This window comes from Paenibacillus sp. P36 (assembly GCF_045866505.1).
Lineage (GTDB): Bacteria > Bacillota > Bacilli > Paenibacillales > NBRC-103111 > Paenibacillus_E > Paenibacillus_E chondroitinus.
In genome coordinates this window covers 3,591,134-3,608,338 of sequence record NZ_AP038372.1, presented here as the reverse complement: position 1 = coordinate 3,608,338, position 17,205 = coordinate 3,591,134, and the positions used below count along the sequence as shown (strand labels likewise).

19 protein-coding genes are annotated in these 17,205 nt (G+C 47.9%); 4 read left to right on the top strand and 15 right to left on the bottom strand.

Annotated features, from left to right (window positions below; translation table 11 throughout):
- Positions 1-42 precede the first annotated feature (42 nt).
- The 10 genes from ACKTT9_RS16080 to ACKTT9_RS16035 all read right to left on the bottom strand — a co-directional run bounded on the left by ACKTT9_RS16080 (position 43) and on the right by ACKTT9_RS16035 (position 7,786).
- Positions 43-342, bottom strand: a complete 300-nt coding sequence (locus ACKTT9_RS16080; RefSeq protein WP_407872336.1) for an ArsR/SmtB family transcription factor — start codon at positions 340-342, stop codon at positions 43-45.
- 64 nt (positions 343-406) lie between these two features.
- Positions 407-1,363 (bottom strand): lysophospholipase, encoded by a 957-nt coding sequence (locus ACKTT9_RS16075; protein ID WP_407872335.1) that lies wholly within the window; start codon positions 1,361-1,363, stop codon positions 407-409.
- Positions 1,364-1,482: 119 nt separating this feature from the next.
- A complete protein-coding gene (locus ACKTT9_RS16070) occupies positions 1,483-1,692 on the bottom strand; it encodes a YezD family protein (RefSeq protein WP_315949633.1) in 210 nt (69 codons plus the stop codon).
- A 22-nt stretch (positions 1,693-1,714) separates the two neighbouring features.
- The gene (locus ACKTT9_RS16065) at positions 1,715-2,545 is read right to left on the bottom strand and encodes a S9 family peptidase (RefSeq protein ID WP_157324812.1); all 831 of its coding nucleotides are present in this window, start codon (positions 2,543-2,545) and stop codon (positions 1,715-1,717) included.
- A gap of 184 nt (positions 2,546-2,729) precedes the next feature.
- Positions 2,730-3,149, bottom strand: coding sequence for a DUF4395 domain-containing protein (locus ACKTT9_RS16060; RefSeq protein ID WP_315949632.1), 420 nt, complete (start codon positions 3,147-3,149; stop codon positions 2,730-2,732).
- Positions 3,150-3,160: 11 nt separating this feature from the next.
- Positions 3,161-4,180, bottom strand: coding sequence for an ABC transporter substrate-binding protein (locus ACKTT9_RS16055; RefSeq protein ID WP_315949631.1), 1,020 nt, complete (start codon positions 4,178-4,180; stop codon positions 3,161-3,163).
- A 45-nt stretch (positions 4,181-4,225) separates the two neighbouring features.
- Positions 4,226-4,564 carry a 4Fe-4S binding protein gene (locus ACKTT9_RS16050; protein ID WP_407872334.1) on the bottom strand — a complete coding sequence of 113 codons (339 nt, stop codon included), beginning with the start codon at positions 4,562-4,564 and terminating at the stop codon, positions 4,226-4,228.
- Positions 4,564-6,174: an FAD-dependent oxidoreductase gene (locus ACKTT9_RS16045; RefSeq protein ID WP_407872333.1), complete on the bottom strand. Its 1,611-nt coding sequence runs from the start codon at positions 6,172-6,174 to the stop codon at positions 4,564-4,566. Before ACKTT9_RS16045 ends, ACKTT9_RS16050 begins: the two co-directional genes overlap by 1 nt.
- A 37-nt stretch (positions 6,175-6,211) precedes the next feature.
- Complete coding sequence (locus tag ACKTT9_RS16040) at positions 6,212-6,979, bottom strand: ATP-binding cassette domain-containing protein (protein ID WP_407872332.1); 768 nt, start codon at positions 6,977-6,979, stop codon at positions 6,212-6,214.
- Between the two features lie 15 nt (positions 6,980-6,994).
- Positions 6,995-7,786, bottom strand: a complete 792-nt coding sequence (locus tag ACKTT9_RS16035) for an ABC transporter permease subunit (RefSeq protein WP_407872331.1) — start codon at positions 7,784-7,786, stop codon at positions 6,995-6,997.
- Between the two features lie 415 nt (positions 7,787-8,201).
- Between ACKTT9_RS16035 and cysT the strand changes: the two genes are divergently transcribed.
- From cysT to ACKTT9_RS16015, 4 genes are read left to right on the top strand one after another with little or no spacing between them, the layout of a single operon-like run.
- Positions 8,202-9,008 carry a sulfate ABC transporter permease subunit CysT gene (cysT, locus tag ACKTT9_RS16030; protein WP_407872330.1) on the top strand — a complete coding sequence of 269 codons (807 nt, stop codon included), beginning with the start codon at positions 8,202-8,204 and terminating at the stop codon, positions 9,006-9,008.
- Positions 9,005-9,811, top strand: coding sequence for a sulfate ABC transporter permease subunit (locus ACKTT9_RS16025; RefSeq protein WP_407872329.1), 807 nt, complete (start codon positions 9,005-9,007; stop codon positions 9,809-9,811). The genes cysT and ACKTT9_RS16025 overlap by 4 nt, the downstream gene beginning before the upstream one ends.
- Before the next feature lie 13 nt (positions 9,812-9,824).
- Entirely contained in the window at positions 9,825-10,910 is a 1,086-nt protein-coding gene (locus ACKTT9_RS16020; protein WP_157324797.1) for an ABC transporter ATP-binding protein, read from the top strand.
- A gap of 36 nt (positions 10,911-10,946) precedes the next feature.
- Positions 10,947-12,053 (top strand): sulfate ABC transporter substrate-binding protein, encoded by a 1,107-nt coding sequence (locus ACKTT9_RS16015; protein WP_157324795.1) that lies wholly within the window; start codon positions 10,947-10,949, stop codon positions 12,051-12,053.
- A gap of 72 nt (positions 12,054-12,125) precedes the next feature.
- Here ACKTT9_RS16015 and ACKTT9_RS16010 read toward each other — a convergent pair whose 3' ends face one another.
- The 5 genes from ACKTT9_RS16010 to ACKTT9_RS15990 form a co-directional block, all read right to left on the bottom strand.
- A complete protein-coding gene (locus ACKTT9_RS16010; protein WP_127456533.1) occupies positions 12,126-12,920 on the bottom strand; it encodes a TIGR00266 family protein in 795 nt (264 codons plus the stop codon).
- A gap of 77 nt (positions 12,921-12,997) precedes the next feature.
- Positions 12,998-13,276 (bottom strand): hypothetical protein, encoded by a 279-nt coding sequence (locus ACKTT9_RS16005; RefSeq protein ID WP_407872328.1) that lies wholly within the window; start codon positions 13,274-13,276, stop codon positions 12,998-13,000.
- 172 nt (positions 13,277-13,448) lie between these two features.
- Positions 13,449-13,931 (bottom strand): acyl-CoA thioesterase, encoded by a 483-nt coding sequence (locus ACKTT9_RS16000; protein ID WP_157324791.1) that lies wholly within the window; start codon positions 13,929-13,931, stop codon positions 13,449-13,451.
- A gap of 36 nt (positions 13,932-13,967) precedes the next feature.
- Entirely contained in the window at positions 13,968-15,146 is a 1,179-nt protein-coding gene (gene purT / locus ACKTT9_RS15995) for a formate-dependent phosphoribosylglycinamide formyltransferase (protein WP_315949620.1), read from the bottom strand.
- 152 nt (positions 15,147-15,298) lie between these two features.
- Positions 15,299-17,194, bottom strand: a complete 1,896-nt coding sequence (locus ACKTT9_RS15990) for a cobaltochelatase CobT-related protein (RefSeq protein WP_407872327.1) — start codon at positions 17,192-17,194, stop codon at positions 15,299-15,301.
- Between the last annotated feature and the right edge of the window lie 11 nt (positions 17,195-17,205).

Sequence of the window (17,205 nt, the reverse complement as noted above, 5' to 3'; positions counted from 1 at the left end):
TGAATTCTTAGAATGAATTCAATTTTCTCTATATTGATGAGATTATTTATGAAGAAAACGACCAATATCATTAATCGCATCTTCATTTCTTCTGTAGTAAGTCCATTTCCCTAAACGTGTCGCATGCACCAGTCCTGCTCTTTGGAGCATTGAGAGATATTGCGAAGCTGTAGATTGATTCATCTTTAATTTTTCAGTTATTTGACTCACACATACCCCAACTGTAAGAAGATCAGCCCCTTCCTGGGGTGAAAAATGGGTTGTTGGATCCTTCAGCCATTCTAAAATTTGAATACGCGCTTCATTGGATAGTGCCTTAAAAATCTCAATTGAATTGTTCATGTCACCCATTATATATTACAAATTTGCAATATGTCAAATCATTAATTTAAACTATATTTTAAGGTCACCCACGACCTCTACCAACCTGTTCATCCAGCCAAGCTGCCAAATCCCCCATCACTTCCTCACGGTTCGTTTCATTCAGCATCTCATGCCGCCCGCCTGGATAAAGCTTGCTGCTGACGTTCTGGAGTCCGTAATTCTCATACATCCGTATGAGCTTTCGCACCCCTTTCCCATGTCCACCAACAGGATCTTCTTCACCGGAAAAAATATAGAGCGGTATCTCCTTCGGTATCCGCTGCACATGTGCGGGACGATGTATCTCCTTCAGTCCTTTGAAGAAATCTCTAAAAAATCCTGAAGTAAACACGACACCACAGTAAGGATCAGCCACGTATTTATCCACTTCCACCGGATCAGTGCTTAACCAGTCGAAAGACGTACGATTAGGTGTGAATTTTTTATTATACGCACCAAAAGACAACCCCGTCAGCAGCGAACTCCGGTGATGATCTCCCCGAATGGCTGATTCGCAAGCCGCTAGCGCAATTCCGGCGTTAAGAGCGACGCCCTCACTGCCATTAGAGCCTGATAATATGATCCCTTGTACTTGGTTGGGATGTTGCATGAGGTACGTCCCCATGTAATATTGGGTCAAAAAGGAGCCCATGCTGTGCCCCATCACGAATAAGGGGAGCTCCTCCTGATGCCGTTTCCGAATTTGCCCTGTCAGTTGGCCCATATTTCCCGCCATCCGCCGAAAGCTATCCTTTCCAAACTTGCCAACGGCATCCGGCGATCGGGCTGTTCGCCCATGCCCCAAATGATCGTTCGCATACACGGCATACCCGCTTTTCGTCAACCTCTCGGCCAGTCTCTCGTATCGTTCAGCCGTTTCGGCCATTCCGTGTGCAATCTGCACAAGCCCTTTCATTGTAACCGCTTCCTCAGGAAGCCATTCATAAACATAATGATTCACATTTTGATCATCACGCCAAAAAAAGTGCTGTTTGCGCATATCACCTGCGTCCCCCTTACCCTGCAATTGCATATATTCTCTTCAGTATACTGCTCTTTGCACATGAAAACAGCCCCTTTCCGAAGAAAGCGGGCTGATCGGTAAAATACGTATAATAGCTAAACTTTACTCGTTTGTTTGACTGATTTCACAGCTTGCAGCTGCGATTGTGCTTGCGAAGGTGTGTCAAACCGTTTTCTCTCTGTTTTATCGATTTGCGCAATTTTACCGTCGTGTACCACAATTTGTACCGATCCGTATTCTAACCCATTCAACATTTGTTTAATTCTATCCACCCAAATGTCATCTAACTCTAGTGGCTTCGCCATCTCAATTTCCTCCGCTTCTTAATCAGATCGTCCAATCATTCCAATCGTTTTTCTGTTTCTGAATGAAGGATAGCCAATTGCTTGTTTTCTCCAATAGTTCCTTGGTCGCTCCGGAAGTCGAATACGTGTGATCAGCCTGATAGACCAGATCCAGATCGCACTGCCCTTCATTGCGCAGCCAGAACATCTTTTGATATAAAGGGGCATAATCAACTGGGATAACTTCATCCGCTGTTCCGTGTATGACGAGTACATCGCCATTAAATTTGCGCAGTTGTTCAAACGGCTGGTGCTGCGCAAGTGTATCAAAGAATCGGCTGGTAAGTGAATATCCATGATGATCGATGGCGCCGCCAAGTGGTAATTTCTCATATTCATTTCTGCCAACAATTCGAACGATATCATTATGCGGATGGGCTACTGCCGACCATAGTACGAGAGTTTTAACACGGGAATCTTTCGCCGCTGTCAGAACCGCTGTAGCTCCGCCCAAGCTATGTCCAACCAATATCACGCGGCTCAAATCGACGCAATCAATTGTTAATGCATAATCAATCACTCTGCGCGTTTGATCAATGAGAACGTCCAGACCGCCTGCACCATAATCCCCTGTGCTGTCACCGCAGCCGCCATAATCAAACCGCAAGACCAAATAGCCTTTTGAACTAAACTCACGTGCTGCCTTCACAAATAACCGATCCACCCCGATCCGGCTGCCGATGAATCCATGACAGATGATAATCAACGGCCAGCGCTGACAATCAGCTTTTGCAGCTCCTGTTTGATTCGTTGGGTAATGCAGTGTAGCCGACAATTCAATGTCGTCGCTTTGTATAGTGATGGCATGCTCCATGATGTTTACTCCCTTTCGTATAATTCCGATAAGATTAGTATGAATTAGTTATATACCAATATTAGCATCCGCGTACGAGGGTGTCAATCCTGTTTTTAACAAAATTTCGGTAAACATAGGTTGATTTGAAAAGACCCTCACTAAAGTTATCTCCAAGTGAGAGTCTTTCCATATTTGGCATGCATTAACCACGTTTCATTCGTTGTCTGCTCACAAATTGCTTATACTGGAAGTAAATCGTGCAGCCTACACAATAACCGAGCAATGCCGCACCGGCTGCCAAAAGCAAGCCTACCGCAAAGAGATAACCCACCAAAGACCAACCCACTGCGAAAGCTAAGGAGGATATGGAAAGAAATAGGACAGCCAAAGCATTGTTAAACTTAGTCAACTCAAGTGCTTGCGTTTCTGTTCGATTTTCCGGAAAAAACCTCTTTAAGACCGAGATGAATAGATTCCACTTCGCTCCTCCAGCTAATCCAAGTACCTGTATTGCCCACAGAATAGCAACTAACCAAGGCCACTGAAACGCTATTGCCAGTAGAACAAAGACAACAATTCCTGTTTGATTCGCCTTCACAAGGGATATCGGGACTTCTCTCATTTGCGTCACTCCTAATTCGCTAACCAGTCCTTGATCGCGTAATCTTTCTTCGCTAAGCCTTGATCGACCAAAAATTTCTTCGTTTCTTCAATCAGTTTCAGTCCGTCAGGTTGCGCTGCCTCTACTGGCCATTGCTCAATTTTAAAAGATGCTTTCACAACATCCAGCGGATAACCCGATGCTTCGGCATAAAATTTGAAATATTCTTCGTTGTTTTCACGAATTTCTTTGACCGCTCTGGTGCGCAGATCATTCCACAGCTTAGGAAATTGCGGGTTTTTGGCCAGATAATCCTCCGTCACCACGGTCAAGCTGGAGCCTTGCAAAAGCGGATGACTGGCAGCTTCGTCAATCGCCACATACCCTTTCTTCAGCAATAAGGGTCCGAAACCAGTCGGGTACGCATAAGCGGCAATATCTCCACGAGATAAGGCGGCTTCTGCATCAGCAGGCAATAAGTGCAGGATTTTCACATCCTTATCAAGCCCCTTCTCTTTCAATAGGCTAGTTAAATAACGGCTCATATAAGAACCTTGTGAAGTAGCTACTTTTTTACCTTTGAGATCATCCAACGACTTGGAACCGTCCGCTTTCGCAACCAGCCAGGCATTCATATTTACTTGCGTAACGTTGATTAACCGTGTCTTCAAACCTGCCGCTTTCCCATTGATGGCCGGCGTGTCGCCATAGATACCAACGTCAAGCGTCCCTGCCGAGATAGCCTCGTTTAAGTTGGGTCCGTTAGGAAATGTGAAGTATTTGAACTCTTTAACCCCATATTTCTTTAATTCACTTTCTAAGTATCCTTTGGATTGCGCCCAACCTTCAGGTCCGGTAATCGTCTTGTTATTGTTTGCTGAAATAAATCCGATTCGCAGTGTTTCAGGAAGCGAAATTTTTGCGTCTGATGCCGCATTGGAGGCTGCCGGAGCCGCGGTTTTCTCTGTTTTAGCCCCGCAAGCCGCTAATAAAAAGGTAAATAAAGTTAAAATGAGCGCAAGGTTGATCACCTTCACAGTGCTCTGTTTCATATGTCTTGACCCCCTGATTCGTAAATGAAATGAATGATAAATCAATTAATGCGATGCATGCATACGTTGGAAAATGATATACGAACCGTCGGAAGAGGCCGTAGAAGCTCTGCCTTTGCCCCAGCCCACGTTCTGTTTGTAGCTGCCCATTAAGCCATCTTGAACTAATTCGCTCTCGTCCACCTTTGTCTTCTCTTCTGCCACCGGAGATACATATAAGGCATCAGTCGGGCAATATAATTCGCACATAAAGCAGCTTTGGCAATCCGATTGTCTGGCAATGACAGGAATATCTCCCTTAACCGCCTCAAACACATTCGTTGGGCATACGGAAACGCACTGGTTGCAGCTTATGCAGCGATCTTTACTTAATAGTTCTATCATTAGACAACAGCCTCCTTAATGACCCTTGGCTGGGCACCATCTACCAATGGCTTCGCCCATGTTTTATCCAAACCGCCGCTCTTAATGCGGTATTTTTGATTTTCGTCGATACGCGGGAAATCTTCCCGGCGATGCATGCCTCGGGTTTCTTTGCGTTCCAGTCCGCTGGTATACATCCATCTTGCCGTAGCCGTCATGGCTGCTGCTTCGCGAACCCGAACAATATTGCCATCACTTGCTTGAATTCCTTGTTTTAATTCATGCCACAGATTATCCAAGCGCCCTAAAGAGTTCTGCAAACCTTCCCCTGTGCGGAACCAGTTACGGTCATATGGGAATACCTCATCTTGAACCGCTTTGATAATTTCTTGTGTGTCAATTACATCGGCTCTCGTCGTTGCGACTTTCGGAACACCGCTTGCTTCTGACAAACCTTTGGCCTTGCGATTCGCAGCACCTACGCCTAATTTAAGCGCATATTTCGCTGCAGCTTCCCCTGAGAAATATCCCGATGACATCGCCCATGCCGCATTGTGACTGCCACCGCCGGTAAATCCGCCGCAAATCAGCTCTCTCGTCGCGGCATCTCCCGCCGCATAAAGGCCAGGTACCTCCGTCGCGCACGTTTCATCGATAATATGAATGCCGCCGGTTCCCCGCACAGTCCCTTCAAATCTCAGCGTCACGGGAAACTTCTGTGTGAACGGGTCGATGCCCAAGCGATCGAAGGACAAAAAGAAGTTAGGCTGAGCTTGCCGCATCGCCTTCTTGACAATGTCATCCGCTTTATCGATGCGGGCAAATACAGGTTGAGTCAGCAGCGTTTTGGCAATGACCGAACGCCCTCTCTGCGAACCAGCCCCTTCAATTACGGTGCCATCTTCATAGTAAAACGTTGCCCAAGTGTAGAAAGCTGATTTGGTTACCGGAGAAAATGCCGGAGCTAGCGAGTACGCCGTGGAGAACTCCATGCCTGAAAGGCTTGCTCCTGCTTCTGCGGCAAGCAAGTACCCGTCGCCGGTTAATACATTCGTGCCCAGCGCTTTACTCAGGAACGCGCAGCCTCCGGTTGCAATAACGACCGATGCAGCATCAACGCGCCATGTATCTTTGGTTTGATTGTTTACTCCTGTCGCTCCTGCCACACCATGCTCATCTGCGAGCAGCTCCAGCGCAGGACTATGGTCGAGAATGCGGACACCCGCTTTCTGCACCTGTCTGCGCATTAAACGCATATACTCTGGTCCTTGCAGACTTTTCCGATGTGAAGTACCTGCTTCGTCCAGTGGGAAGGGGTATCCCCAAGCTGCAATTTGATTCGTATTGCTATAGGTTTGATCCAATACCCTCTTCATCCAGCCGCGATCCGCAAGATATCCGCCCAGCGCCTCTCTGCTCTTCATCGCAGCTTCCCGTTCTTCGGCTGTTGGATTGACATACCACAACCCTGTTCCCGACGGAGCTGTTGCACCGCTCGTTCCGCAATATCCTTTATCGACAAGGATGACCTTTGCTCCTTCTTTGGCAGCTGTAATTGCCGCCCATGCTCCAGAAGGCCCGCCACCGATAATGAGTACATCCGCCTGTAATTGCAAATCATATTGAGCCATCTTATATGCCCTCCCTATTTCCTCATTTTCAAATTTCCTATATGGAAAAAGCTTCTGCAGCTGTTTTCGCTGTCTCATACGGTTGTTTCACAAGCAATCGATCCAAAATAACCTTCTCAAAATAAGCAAAACCGCTATCATGCTCTCTAGGTCTGGCAAGCGATATTTTCAAATCCAGCCCAATCTTCCCGTCTTCAATCACAATGACTCTATCCGCCAACGCTACGGCTTCACTTACATCATGTGTGACAAGCAAGACGGTGAATTGCTTCTCCAGCCATAGCTGCTCAATGAGCTGCTGCATCTCGATGCGGGTTAACGCATCCAAAGCGCCTAGCGGCTCATCTAAAAGCAGCAGTCTAGGATTACCGGCAAGCGCCCTCGCAAGCGCCACTCTCTGCCGTTGACCCCCAGACAGCACAGCCGGCCAGTCATCCTTCTTATGTTCAAGGCCAACTTGCTGCAGCGCTTTAAAAGCAATTTCCTTGTCGCCGGATTTAATGCCAATCCGAACATTATCGATATTCTTTTTCCAAGGAAGAAGCCGATGTTCTTGAAAAAGTACACGCGTATCTTGGTGCACGCCTTGAATGCCTTGAGCATCCAGCATAATGGCTCCGCTCGTCGCTTCATCCAAGCCTGCAATAAGGCGAAGCAGCGTGCTTTTTCCGCATCCACTACGGCCCACAATCGCAACAAACTCTCCTTGTTTAATGTTTAAATCGATACCTGAGAGCACTCGTGTTGCGCCAAAAGATTTGTTCACGTTACGAATATGAAGCTGAGTACCGCCAACCTTACTCATAAGAATCCCCTCCTTCTACGCTTTGTGAATATAATTGTGATGCCATTTCAACCAACGATTTTCGAAAAACTTAGCAATCAGATCCGAAAGCTTCCCTAATACGGCGTATAAAATCACACATAACACCACGACATCCATCTGCATAAATTCCCTGGCGTGTGTTGCCATATAACCGATACCGGAATCAGCCGCTATTGTTTCAGCAACGATCAAGCTCAACCACATGATCCCCAAGGAGAAGCGGATACCGAGAAGGATGTTCGCCAGCGCTCCGGGTAAAATGACCTTCGTAAATAGCGAGAACCCTCGGAGCCCGTATACTTTGCCCATTTCGATTAAACCCGGATCAACGGAACGAATGCCATGGAAGGTATTCAAGTAGATGGGAAAAGCAACACCGAGAGAAACCAGAAATAATTTGGAAGTCTCGCCAATGCCAAACCACATAATGACTAGCGGGATCATCGCAAGATGCGGGATCGTTCGAACCATTTGTACCGAAGAATCAATATATCTTTCCGCGATAGGAAATATCCCGTTAAGCAATCCAATGACAAAAGCAATGCTGCCGCCAATTAGAAAGCCCAGAAACGCCCGCTTCGTGCTGACTGCTACATATTCAAAAATAGTGCCATCCTTAATTACACCGTACAAGGCTTTCACGACTTCCCAAGGTGTCGGTAGAATACGTTCCGATAACCAACCCGTTAAGCCGAGCACCTGCCACAGCAGCAAGATGAGTATCGGTATGACCCAGGGCTGCCAAACCTTGGATTGGGCAAGTGGTGCTGTTCGATTCGCTAGCATGTGAATCCCTCTTTCTTTTCATAAAGTGAAAAGGCGTTTGAAAACAAAAAGACTCCCTGTTCCTGCTTGTAAAATACGAAGCAAGGACGGGAGTCTCCAGTCATCTGGTCGACTTTTTCCGATAACTAATAATTCATATTGTTTTACTCGGATATTGATTGATGCCTATGTTACCATCGCCTATTTGCTTCGTCAATGCTTTTTTCAGATGCTAGTCCAGCTGATGAATCCATTTCCGTATCCTTTCATCTAATGTCAAACTTAGATCTTTGTACCTTTGTGTCATTTATAATTTTTTTGAATAAATCCATAAATATCGGAAATAGGTATATTGACAAATTCGACCACACGCTGTTATAGTCAATTTAAATATTCCGAGTAAAGCACTATGATTAATATTAATGGGTGGTGTAATGTGATTAACAAGGTGTTTAAAGCTACGGTTCGATCTGTGCTTATTGGCTATCTGATTGTGCTACTGCTCATCCCGATTGGCTCCATCTATTTCAAAGGCTTTTCCTTAGGTTGGGAGCCCTTTTGGCAAGAAGTAACAGGACCACTAGCCTGGAAGTCCATTCTACTAACAGTCAAACTCAGTATTGTATCAACAGTTATTCAAGCCATAGTAGGCACCATCATTGCTTATGTTCTTGTAAGATATACATTCCGAGGCAAGAGCATTCTGAACAGTATGGTCGACCTTCCCTTCTCTTTGCCAACTTCAGTGGCTGGTCTCATGTTCCTAACCTTGCTTGGACCCACTAGTCCGCTGGGCGTCTGGCTCGATCACGCCGGCATTAAGCTGCTCTACAATCAGACAGCTATTGTGATCGGCTTGGTCTTCGTTACCTTCCCATTCGTCATTCGAACCGTCCAACCTTTGCTAGAACAAATTGATCCCGCTGAAGAACAAGCCAGCTTCACACTCGGCGCCAGCAGGTTCTATACCTTCTGCCGAATTGTTTTTCCAGCTATTGTACCGGGTATTCTTGCCGGCAGCATGCTTGCCTTTTCTCGATCACTAGCCGAGTTTGGCGCCATTTCACTGATTTCCGGAAATTTACCGGGAAAAACGATGGTGGCTTCGGTCTATATATATGGTGAGACGCAGAACTATAATCCCGAAGGCGCAGCCGCTATTTCTCTTGTACTCCTTACATTGTCGCTCCTCATTCTATGGATCATCAATGTATTGACACGCGGAAAGGGGCGCCTGGCATGAGAAAAATTTTAATCAGCATATCATTTCTTGTCATTTTTCTATTAATTATGCTGCCGTTCCTGGGCATTACCTTTGGCGCTTTTGAAGAAGGTCCACAAGCTTTTATCCATGCACTCGTAAGACCTGAAGCTCTACACGCCTTGAAAATCTCTTTCATTATCGTCCTTATCGTTACTCTTCTTAATACAATTGTTGGTGTTTATGTTTCTCTTGAAATCGTTAGAGGTTCCTGGATATCCCGCTGGTTGAAACCAGTCATCAATGCTCTGATTGATTTACCTTTTGCTGTATCGCCGGTTATCGTCGGTTTAATGGTCATCTTGATCTTTGGTCCAAATACGGCACTTGGCGCATTCTTTGAAGATCATAATATGAAAATTGTTTATGCCATTCCCGGTATGATTCTTGCTACGATGTTCATTACATTTCCTCTTATGGTTCGTGAAGTTGTTCCCTTGCTTGAAGAAATCGGTACCCAATCCGAAGAAGCTTCCGCTACGCTTGGTGCTGGTGCATGGCGTACCTTCTTTCAAATCACATGGCCAGGTATTCGTTGGGGCGTCGTTTACGGTCTCATTTTAACCATTGCAAGATCGCTTGGAGAATTCGGCTCTATCTTAGTTGTCTCAGGCAATATCATCAACCAAACGCAGACAGCTACCACACTCGTGTATCAGGATGCCGAGCAGTTCCAGCTTGTTGCAGCGAACAGTGTCGCATTTGTGCTAGGACTCATCTCGATTACTATTTTGTTAACACTTGAATGGTTAAAAAGAAGAAGCGAAAAAGTAAGCAGTCATTAAGGAGGAACCCTGTATGCATATCGAAGTTAAAAATTTAAATAAAAATTTCGGATCCTTTCATGCCATTAAAGATGTTAATTTCAGCATCACGAAAGGGCATCTCGTCGGTTTGATCGGCCCCAGCGGCGGCGGTAAAACGTCCATTCTGCGCATGTTGTCCGGACTCGAGAGCCCGACGACAGGCGACATTTATTTCGACGGGAAGCTTGCTACACATCTACCTGTTCAAGAAAGAGGAATTGGCTTCGTTTTTCAAAGCTATGCCCTTTTTAAACATATGACCGTGTTTGACAATGTCGCTTACGGCCTCAAAGTTCTCAAAAAGCCGAAGGAATTCATTCATGACCGAGTGACCTATCTGCTGAATTTAATGGGGCTTGCCGGCAATGAGCGCAAGTATCCACACCAGCTTTCCGGTGGACAGCGCCAACGGGTGGCTTTCGCCAGAGCCTTGGCTCCAGAACCTCAACTGCTACTGCTGGATGAACCTTTTGCCGCCATCGACGCCAAAATTCGTAAAGAACTGCGCCTCTGGCTGCGTAACCTGATCGATGAATTTAAAGTCACGACCCTCTTCGTTACTCATGACCAAGATGAAGCCATCGAAGTTGCTGATGAAATCATTCTCGTCCAAGGCGGGAAAATCGAGCAGCAAGGCAGTCCTTGGGAAATTTATACGAAACCGGCATCCTCATTCGTGGCGTCTTTCATCGGTGAATCTAATGTGATCTCACAATATACGCCTCTAGTCGGATTCCCTTACTTAGATGAGATCCAGCAGGACGGCAAATGGCTGCCGGGTGTGAACGTGTTGATTCGACCGGAAGCTATTGAGGTTCGCCCTCATGACGTGAGTCATCTGGCAACCGCTGGAGAGAAAGGGAAAGTGACGCATGTCCACTTCCGCGGGGATTCCTGGTATCTAGAAATCGATACAGGCGCCATTAAGCTATTCGCTTATCAATCCGTAAAAGAAAAAATTTATCAACCAGGCGATGACGTGAATATTTTGATCCATCAAATTTCCGTCTTTACCAAAACCGAGAATATCGTCATTGAAAATCAGGCTAAACAAGATCCGCTGCCTGTTTTTATATAAAAAAATAAGCTTACACATGAAGGGGAGTTGTAAACCATGAAAAAATTCAAATCACTAGGTCTTGTCACTGCTGCGTTATTCACAGCAAGTATCGCGCTTACGGCATGCGGCACAGGTACAAAATCGGCCAGCACACCCGCTCCATCTGCCGCGGCAACAGCTGCAGCTACAACAGCGGCAAGCTCTGCACCTAAAGCTGAAAAAGTAACGATCACAATTGGCGCTTATTCCATTCTTAAAGATTCTTTTGACGTCATTTTGCCTAAGTTCAAAGAAGAGTGGAAAAAGAAAACCGGCCAAACCGTAGAATTCCAAGAATCCTATGTGGCATCCGGTTCGCAAGCTACCGCGATTATCCAAGGTTTTGAAGCGGATATCGCCCCTCTTTCCCTTGAAGGTGACATCCAAAAAATCGTAGAAAAAGGCTTGATCACGCATGACTGGAAAAACAATCCTTATAAAGGCAACATTACAGCTTCAATCGCAGCAATCGGAGTTCGTGAAGGCAATCCAAAAGGCATCAAAGACTGGACTGACTTAACAAAACCAGGCGTGGAAGTGTTGATCCCGAATCCAAGCACGTCCGGCGGAGCCAAATGGGACATTAACGCCATTTATGGGGCTGGATTGAAAACTTCCGAAGCGGCTGGCAAAAAAGATCCTGCGTTCGCCAAAGATTATTTGGCCAAAGTCTACAAAAACATCAAAGTACTTGATAAAAGCGGCGCCGATTCCCTTGCGACCTTCGACAAAGGCGTAGGCGATGCTATCGTCACTTATGAAAATGAGCTCATTTCCCGGATTCAATCCGGTAAAAAATATGTAGAAGTAATCCCGCAATACACAACGACGATTGAAAACCCGGTTGCACTCATTGATAAAAACGTAGATAAACACGGAAACCGTGAAGCGGTTCAGGCATTCCTCGAATACCTATGGAGCCCTGATGCTCAAAAAGTATTTGCAGATAAAGGTTTCCGCTCCGTACTTCCTGAAGTTGCTAAGCAGTATGAGAAAAACTACACAACGCCTGCCGGCGTATTTAACATCGAATATCTTGGCGGTTGGGATAAAGTCAATAAAGAATTGTATGGTAAAGGCGCAATCTGGGAAACAATCCTCGCAGAAGGCGGAGCCAAGTAAGACGGTCACACAAAAAATCCCGGAGCGAATGTTAGATTCGCTGCCGGGCTTTCTTTGTGCGGACGAATGAACTTATCTTCCGTCCCCATCCAATAAATTACCTAAACCGCCTAAAATACTTCCCTCTTCTTTCCTGCCGCCTGGTCTTGATGCCGCTGCCATCCGATCTGCCAGCCTGCTGAATGGCAAGGATTGAATCCATACACGCCCAGGACCGCGAAGCGTTGCGAAGAATAAACCTTCACCGCCAAATAGCGCTGTTTTCACACCTTTCACCATCTCGATGTCATAATCCACATCTTGCGTCATGGCAACCAAGCAGCCCGTATCTACGCGAATGACTTCACCTGGACGAAGCACACGCTCGCAAATCGAACCGCCGGCATGTACGAAGGCCAAGCCATCGCCCTCAATTTTTTGCATAATAAAGCCTTCACCGCCGAAGAAACCAGCCCCTAGCTTACGCTGAAACGCAATGCCAACAGAAACGCCTTTTGCTGCGCAAAGAAAAGAATCTTTTTGACAGATGAGTCGTCCCCCCAGCATCGACAGGTCCATCGGAATAATTTTACCGGGATATGGCGCTGCAAAACTAACTTGCTCTTTCCCGCCACGGCTTTGGTTCGTGAAAACGGTCATAAATAAGCTTTCGCCGGTTAATAACCGTTTGCCTGCTCCCAGAAGCTTGCCCATGAACCCTTTATTATCGCTGCTGCCGTCCCCAAAAATCGTCTCCATCTGGATGTTCTGATCCATCATCATCATGCTGCCAGCTTCTGCCACAACGCTTTCACCCGGGTCGAGCTCAATTTCTACGTACTGCATTTCATTGCCTAAAATACGATAATCAATTTCATGTGCATTCATTGTGAGATTACCTCCGAATAGTATAAGTTGAAAATAAAACCGATTTATTTCTAATACGCTGTTGGAGATGGCAGGTTTCAATGGTTTCTTATTTTCTTCGTTACGTAGCCTCCCGAGAAATAGGTAACGACACCAATCACCATGATGATGATAATTTCAGCCACCATTTCAACAGGTGTTTCTTTAACCCCAAAAGCAACTTGATTACTTCCGAAGGTATCAATCGCAGAATACGAATCAAGAATGTCCGGCACGTATTTCCAAGTGAGATAGACACCCATCAGCATTTGAAAAGCATAGTACACAATAACTAAAATAATGGCGAAGATCAAAGATCGAAATATCTTTCTTTTCATTATGAGCTCCTTTCGCGTCTAGAATTGCTTATATTTTCCATAATAATCCTTTTTTCATGAATTCACCACTTTACAAGAAGAAGCGGGATGTTGAACGGAACTATGGTCCGTTATTTACAATAAAAAAAGCAGATCCCATAAGGGATCTGCTCGATTTGGATGTCAATGTCGACTACAATTGTAAATTTCGCTCCTCTTTCCGCAGCTTGCGTGCGGCATACCGCATCTCAGCCGTTTCGAAAAGTCGTTTCTCCTCTTCCGTCTCGGGGATAATGCCCGGAACCGCAACAGGCTGGCCATACTCATCTAAGGCGACGAAAGTTAAATAAGAATTGGCTGTGCGTTTTTTTTCGCCGGTCAACAGGTTTTCCGATTCAATTTTCACGAATACTTCCATGGAGCTTCGGTGCGTCCAGGTGACGAATGCCTCTAGTTGAATAGCCTCACCAAGTTTAACAGGCGCATAAAAGTCCAAGCTGTCGCTTGAAGCGGTGACAACCCCCCTGCGCGAATGACGCATGGAGGCGATTGTTGCAACTTTGTCGATGTACTGCATCACACGCCCGCCAAACACGGTATTGTGATAATTGGTGTCAGCAGGCAAAATAATTTCGGTCAACACGGTTCGGGAGAGTCTTGCTGGTTTAGCTTCCATGTCGTTTCCTCCTGATGGCTGATCATGTATGATTTCTTATTCGTAGTTTAGTTTAAGCTTGCCTGCGGCTTGCTTTGCCAGGCTGCGCGCTTCCTCAACAGATTCCCCGCTGCTGAGCGCAACTGCCATACGGCGGCCGACTTTCGTCTCCGGCTTGCCAAAGACGCGAACTTGCGTATTCGGAACGGACAACGCTTCTTCTAGCCCGCTGATTGTATATTCTACTTGCTCGCGATCCGCCTTGAGCGTGTAGCTTGCCCCTGGCGTTAATAGGCGAATGCCTGTAATCGGCAATCCAAGAATCGCTCTAGCATGCAGAGCAAATTCGCTCAAATCCTGTGTCGCCATGGTAACCATGCCCGTGTCATGCGGACGAGGCGATACCTCACTGAAGTACACGCCATCTTTGGTCAAAAATAGCTCAACGCCATAGAGGCCGTAGCCGCCAAGTGCGTCTGTAATCGTTTTGGCCATATGCTGCGCATCAAGAATTTGCTGCTCCGTCATGGCGTGCGGCTGCCAGGATTCGATGTAGTCCCCGTCTTTTTGGATGTGGCCGATTGGCTCACAATAGGTCGTTCCGGAAACAGAGCGAACCGTTAGCAGCGTGATTTCAGACTCAAAATGAATGAATTCTTCAACAATGACGCGAGCGTTTTTTGCACGTCCACCCTCCATGGCAATGTTCCACGATTGTTCCACATTTTCAGGCGTGCGGCACACACTTTGACCTTTACCCGAGGAGCTCATGATCGGCTTAATGACGCAAGGCGTACCGATTTCCGCTACTGCAGCATGCAGCTCTTCAAGGCTGTTGGCAAAAGCATACTTGGCAGTTCTCAATTCCAACGTTTCGGAAGCAAGACGGCGAATGCCTTCCCGGTCCATCGTTAATCGAGAGGCTGTTGCTGTTGGGATTACTCGGTAACCTTCTTTCTCAAGTTCAACAAGAACAGGCGTGGCAATGGCTTCAATTTCAGGTACGATGAGATCCGGCCGTTCTTGCTCGATCAACGCTCTTAGCTGTTCCCCGTCTAACATATTGATCACATGGCTGCGATGCGCGACTTGCATAGCCGGAGCATGCGCGTAACGATCCACGGCAATGGTCTCAATTCCCAGGCGCTGTGCTTCGATGACAACTTCCTTCCCGAGCTCTCCTGATCCCAGCAGCATGATTTTCTTTGCTTTGTTTGATAATGGTGCACCGTACATGAAATGATTTCCCCCTTAATGTTTTCCCCAACGGAAGTAAACTTATAACAAATGGCTATGTATGTAAGTAAACATAACAAGAATGGCATAAACAGGGTAATTCGCCAGCTATCCCAAGCAAATACCCTGATCTATTGTAAAGGATTTCGACATTAAAAGATAGATTTCAGCAAAAGTTTGCGTAAAATCGGCACGAGCTGCTCGGTCAACTCCTCCACCCGAGGCACAACTATGCTGCTCCGCCCATACATGTTGCGCATGGCGGCACGTTCGGTTTCATGGACGGTTCCACCGCTCGCTAAAAAGATGGAGATGACCTCGATCCCCAGTCTGCGTGCTCTCATTACAGCCTCGTAGGTATCCAGAATGCCTATGTCGTTATAATTCGCTGCGGACGGCTCCCCATCCGAGAATACCAAGAGGATGCGCTGCCGCTCAGCACGCCGCAGCAAGCGCTCTGTCATGCAGCGGATCGCGAAGCCGTCGCGATTGTCCTGCTGCGGCTCGAGCTGCATGAGAGCCGCGCCGCTGCCAGGAGCGAGCGAGGAGCCGAAGTCCACGGCAACCTGGAACAGGTTGGGTGCTTCATGCTCTGTTACGCGGTCCGCGTCTTCCCAGAATCCCACGATTTCGTGGGGGATTCGCAAGGACTGGAGGGTCTCGTGAAATAACACGAGTCCCAGTTTGGTTTCGTCCATTTTGTCATACATGGACGCGGAGCAGTCAACAAGCAGCGCGAATGCGGCGTCGAGCTGCGGGACCGGCGCGCGCTTCTTATAGAAGAGGCGCGGCATCTCTTGTGTGAAGGCTCGCGTCAGCCGCTTATCGAGCCGCCCGAACAGCCGGTCGCCGCGCGGGGCGATCCGCTTCTGCTCCAGCGTGCGCCGAATCGCACGCTGCAAGGGCTTCGCGAGCGGCGCTGCGCGCTCGCTCAGGCGCCTGAAGGCGGCCTCCTGCGCAGCAGTTGGCCGCTCAGGCGCCAGCCAAGTCGCCGTCGCGAACGCGGCGACTTCGCCCTTTCCGTGCCCCGCGGCAGCGGGCACGGCAGCCTGCCCGCGCCGCTCGCCGGAGGCGGCGCCGGTGCGCTGGGCGCGCAGCGAGCGCCCCTGGGCGATGGCGAGCGCCTGATCGGCGGCGTCGCCTTCGCGCGGCGCAGAACCGAGCGCGGCGGTGCGTGAGCCGCGCTCCAGCTCGAACCGCAGCAGCCCCGGGCTGCGGTCGCTGCTTTCGCGGTGCCAGGTCGGCAGGCGCTCCTGGCCCGGCAATTGACGCTCCCCGTCCTGCTCGGGGAGCACATCATCGTTGGCGAGCCGCTTAGCGCGCTTCAGCTCGCCTTGATACCCCGCGGGCAGCGGCTCCGCCACGCCGCCCCCGGGCTGCATCCAGAAATATGCGGAACTCGCATCTCTATCCAGCCAATAAGATAGCGCGTCCATCATTTCCTCACACCCAGCAGCTACTTGATCCGTATGTTCAGATTCCTCGATGCCTTCCAGAATCGGATATAACGGTGTGAGCCGCGCCTTCAATCCCACGCTTTCCGCAGCGCTCCACTCCGCTCCGGTAAACCAGCCGTAAATTAATAAAAGGACGGCATCGGCCATTTCGCCTTTACTCAAATGCGTACGCAATTTATGACCGAAATAAGCTCCATAAATTCGATGCCGCACCGCGAATATTCGCGTCGTTCCCGGTCTGCGCGCACGGCAAATACGCTCCAAACGCATATCCTCACACAAGGCAAAAAGCGAGTTTGCCAGCTTGGGGAAGGATGCTTGTTGACTACCCTTAAGGTAGGACTTTACAGCCTCTGCGCTGGTAAACCATGCTGTTCCAATGCCTCGGAGGTACACATCGCTTTTCATCCCCGCAGCTTTATCCAATGGCGGATAATCCCACCAGAACTGGCTAACGGTCATACGGGCCGAGCTTTCTTCATAATCAGCGTGAAAGGCGGCTTCCACCTCAAGCTCTTTACGTTTTGTGAACATGCGGGCTAAATCGACCAACTGCATTTGCAGATTAGCGTCGATTTTATCCTCAAGCATACTTATTTTCC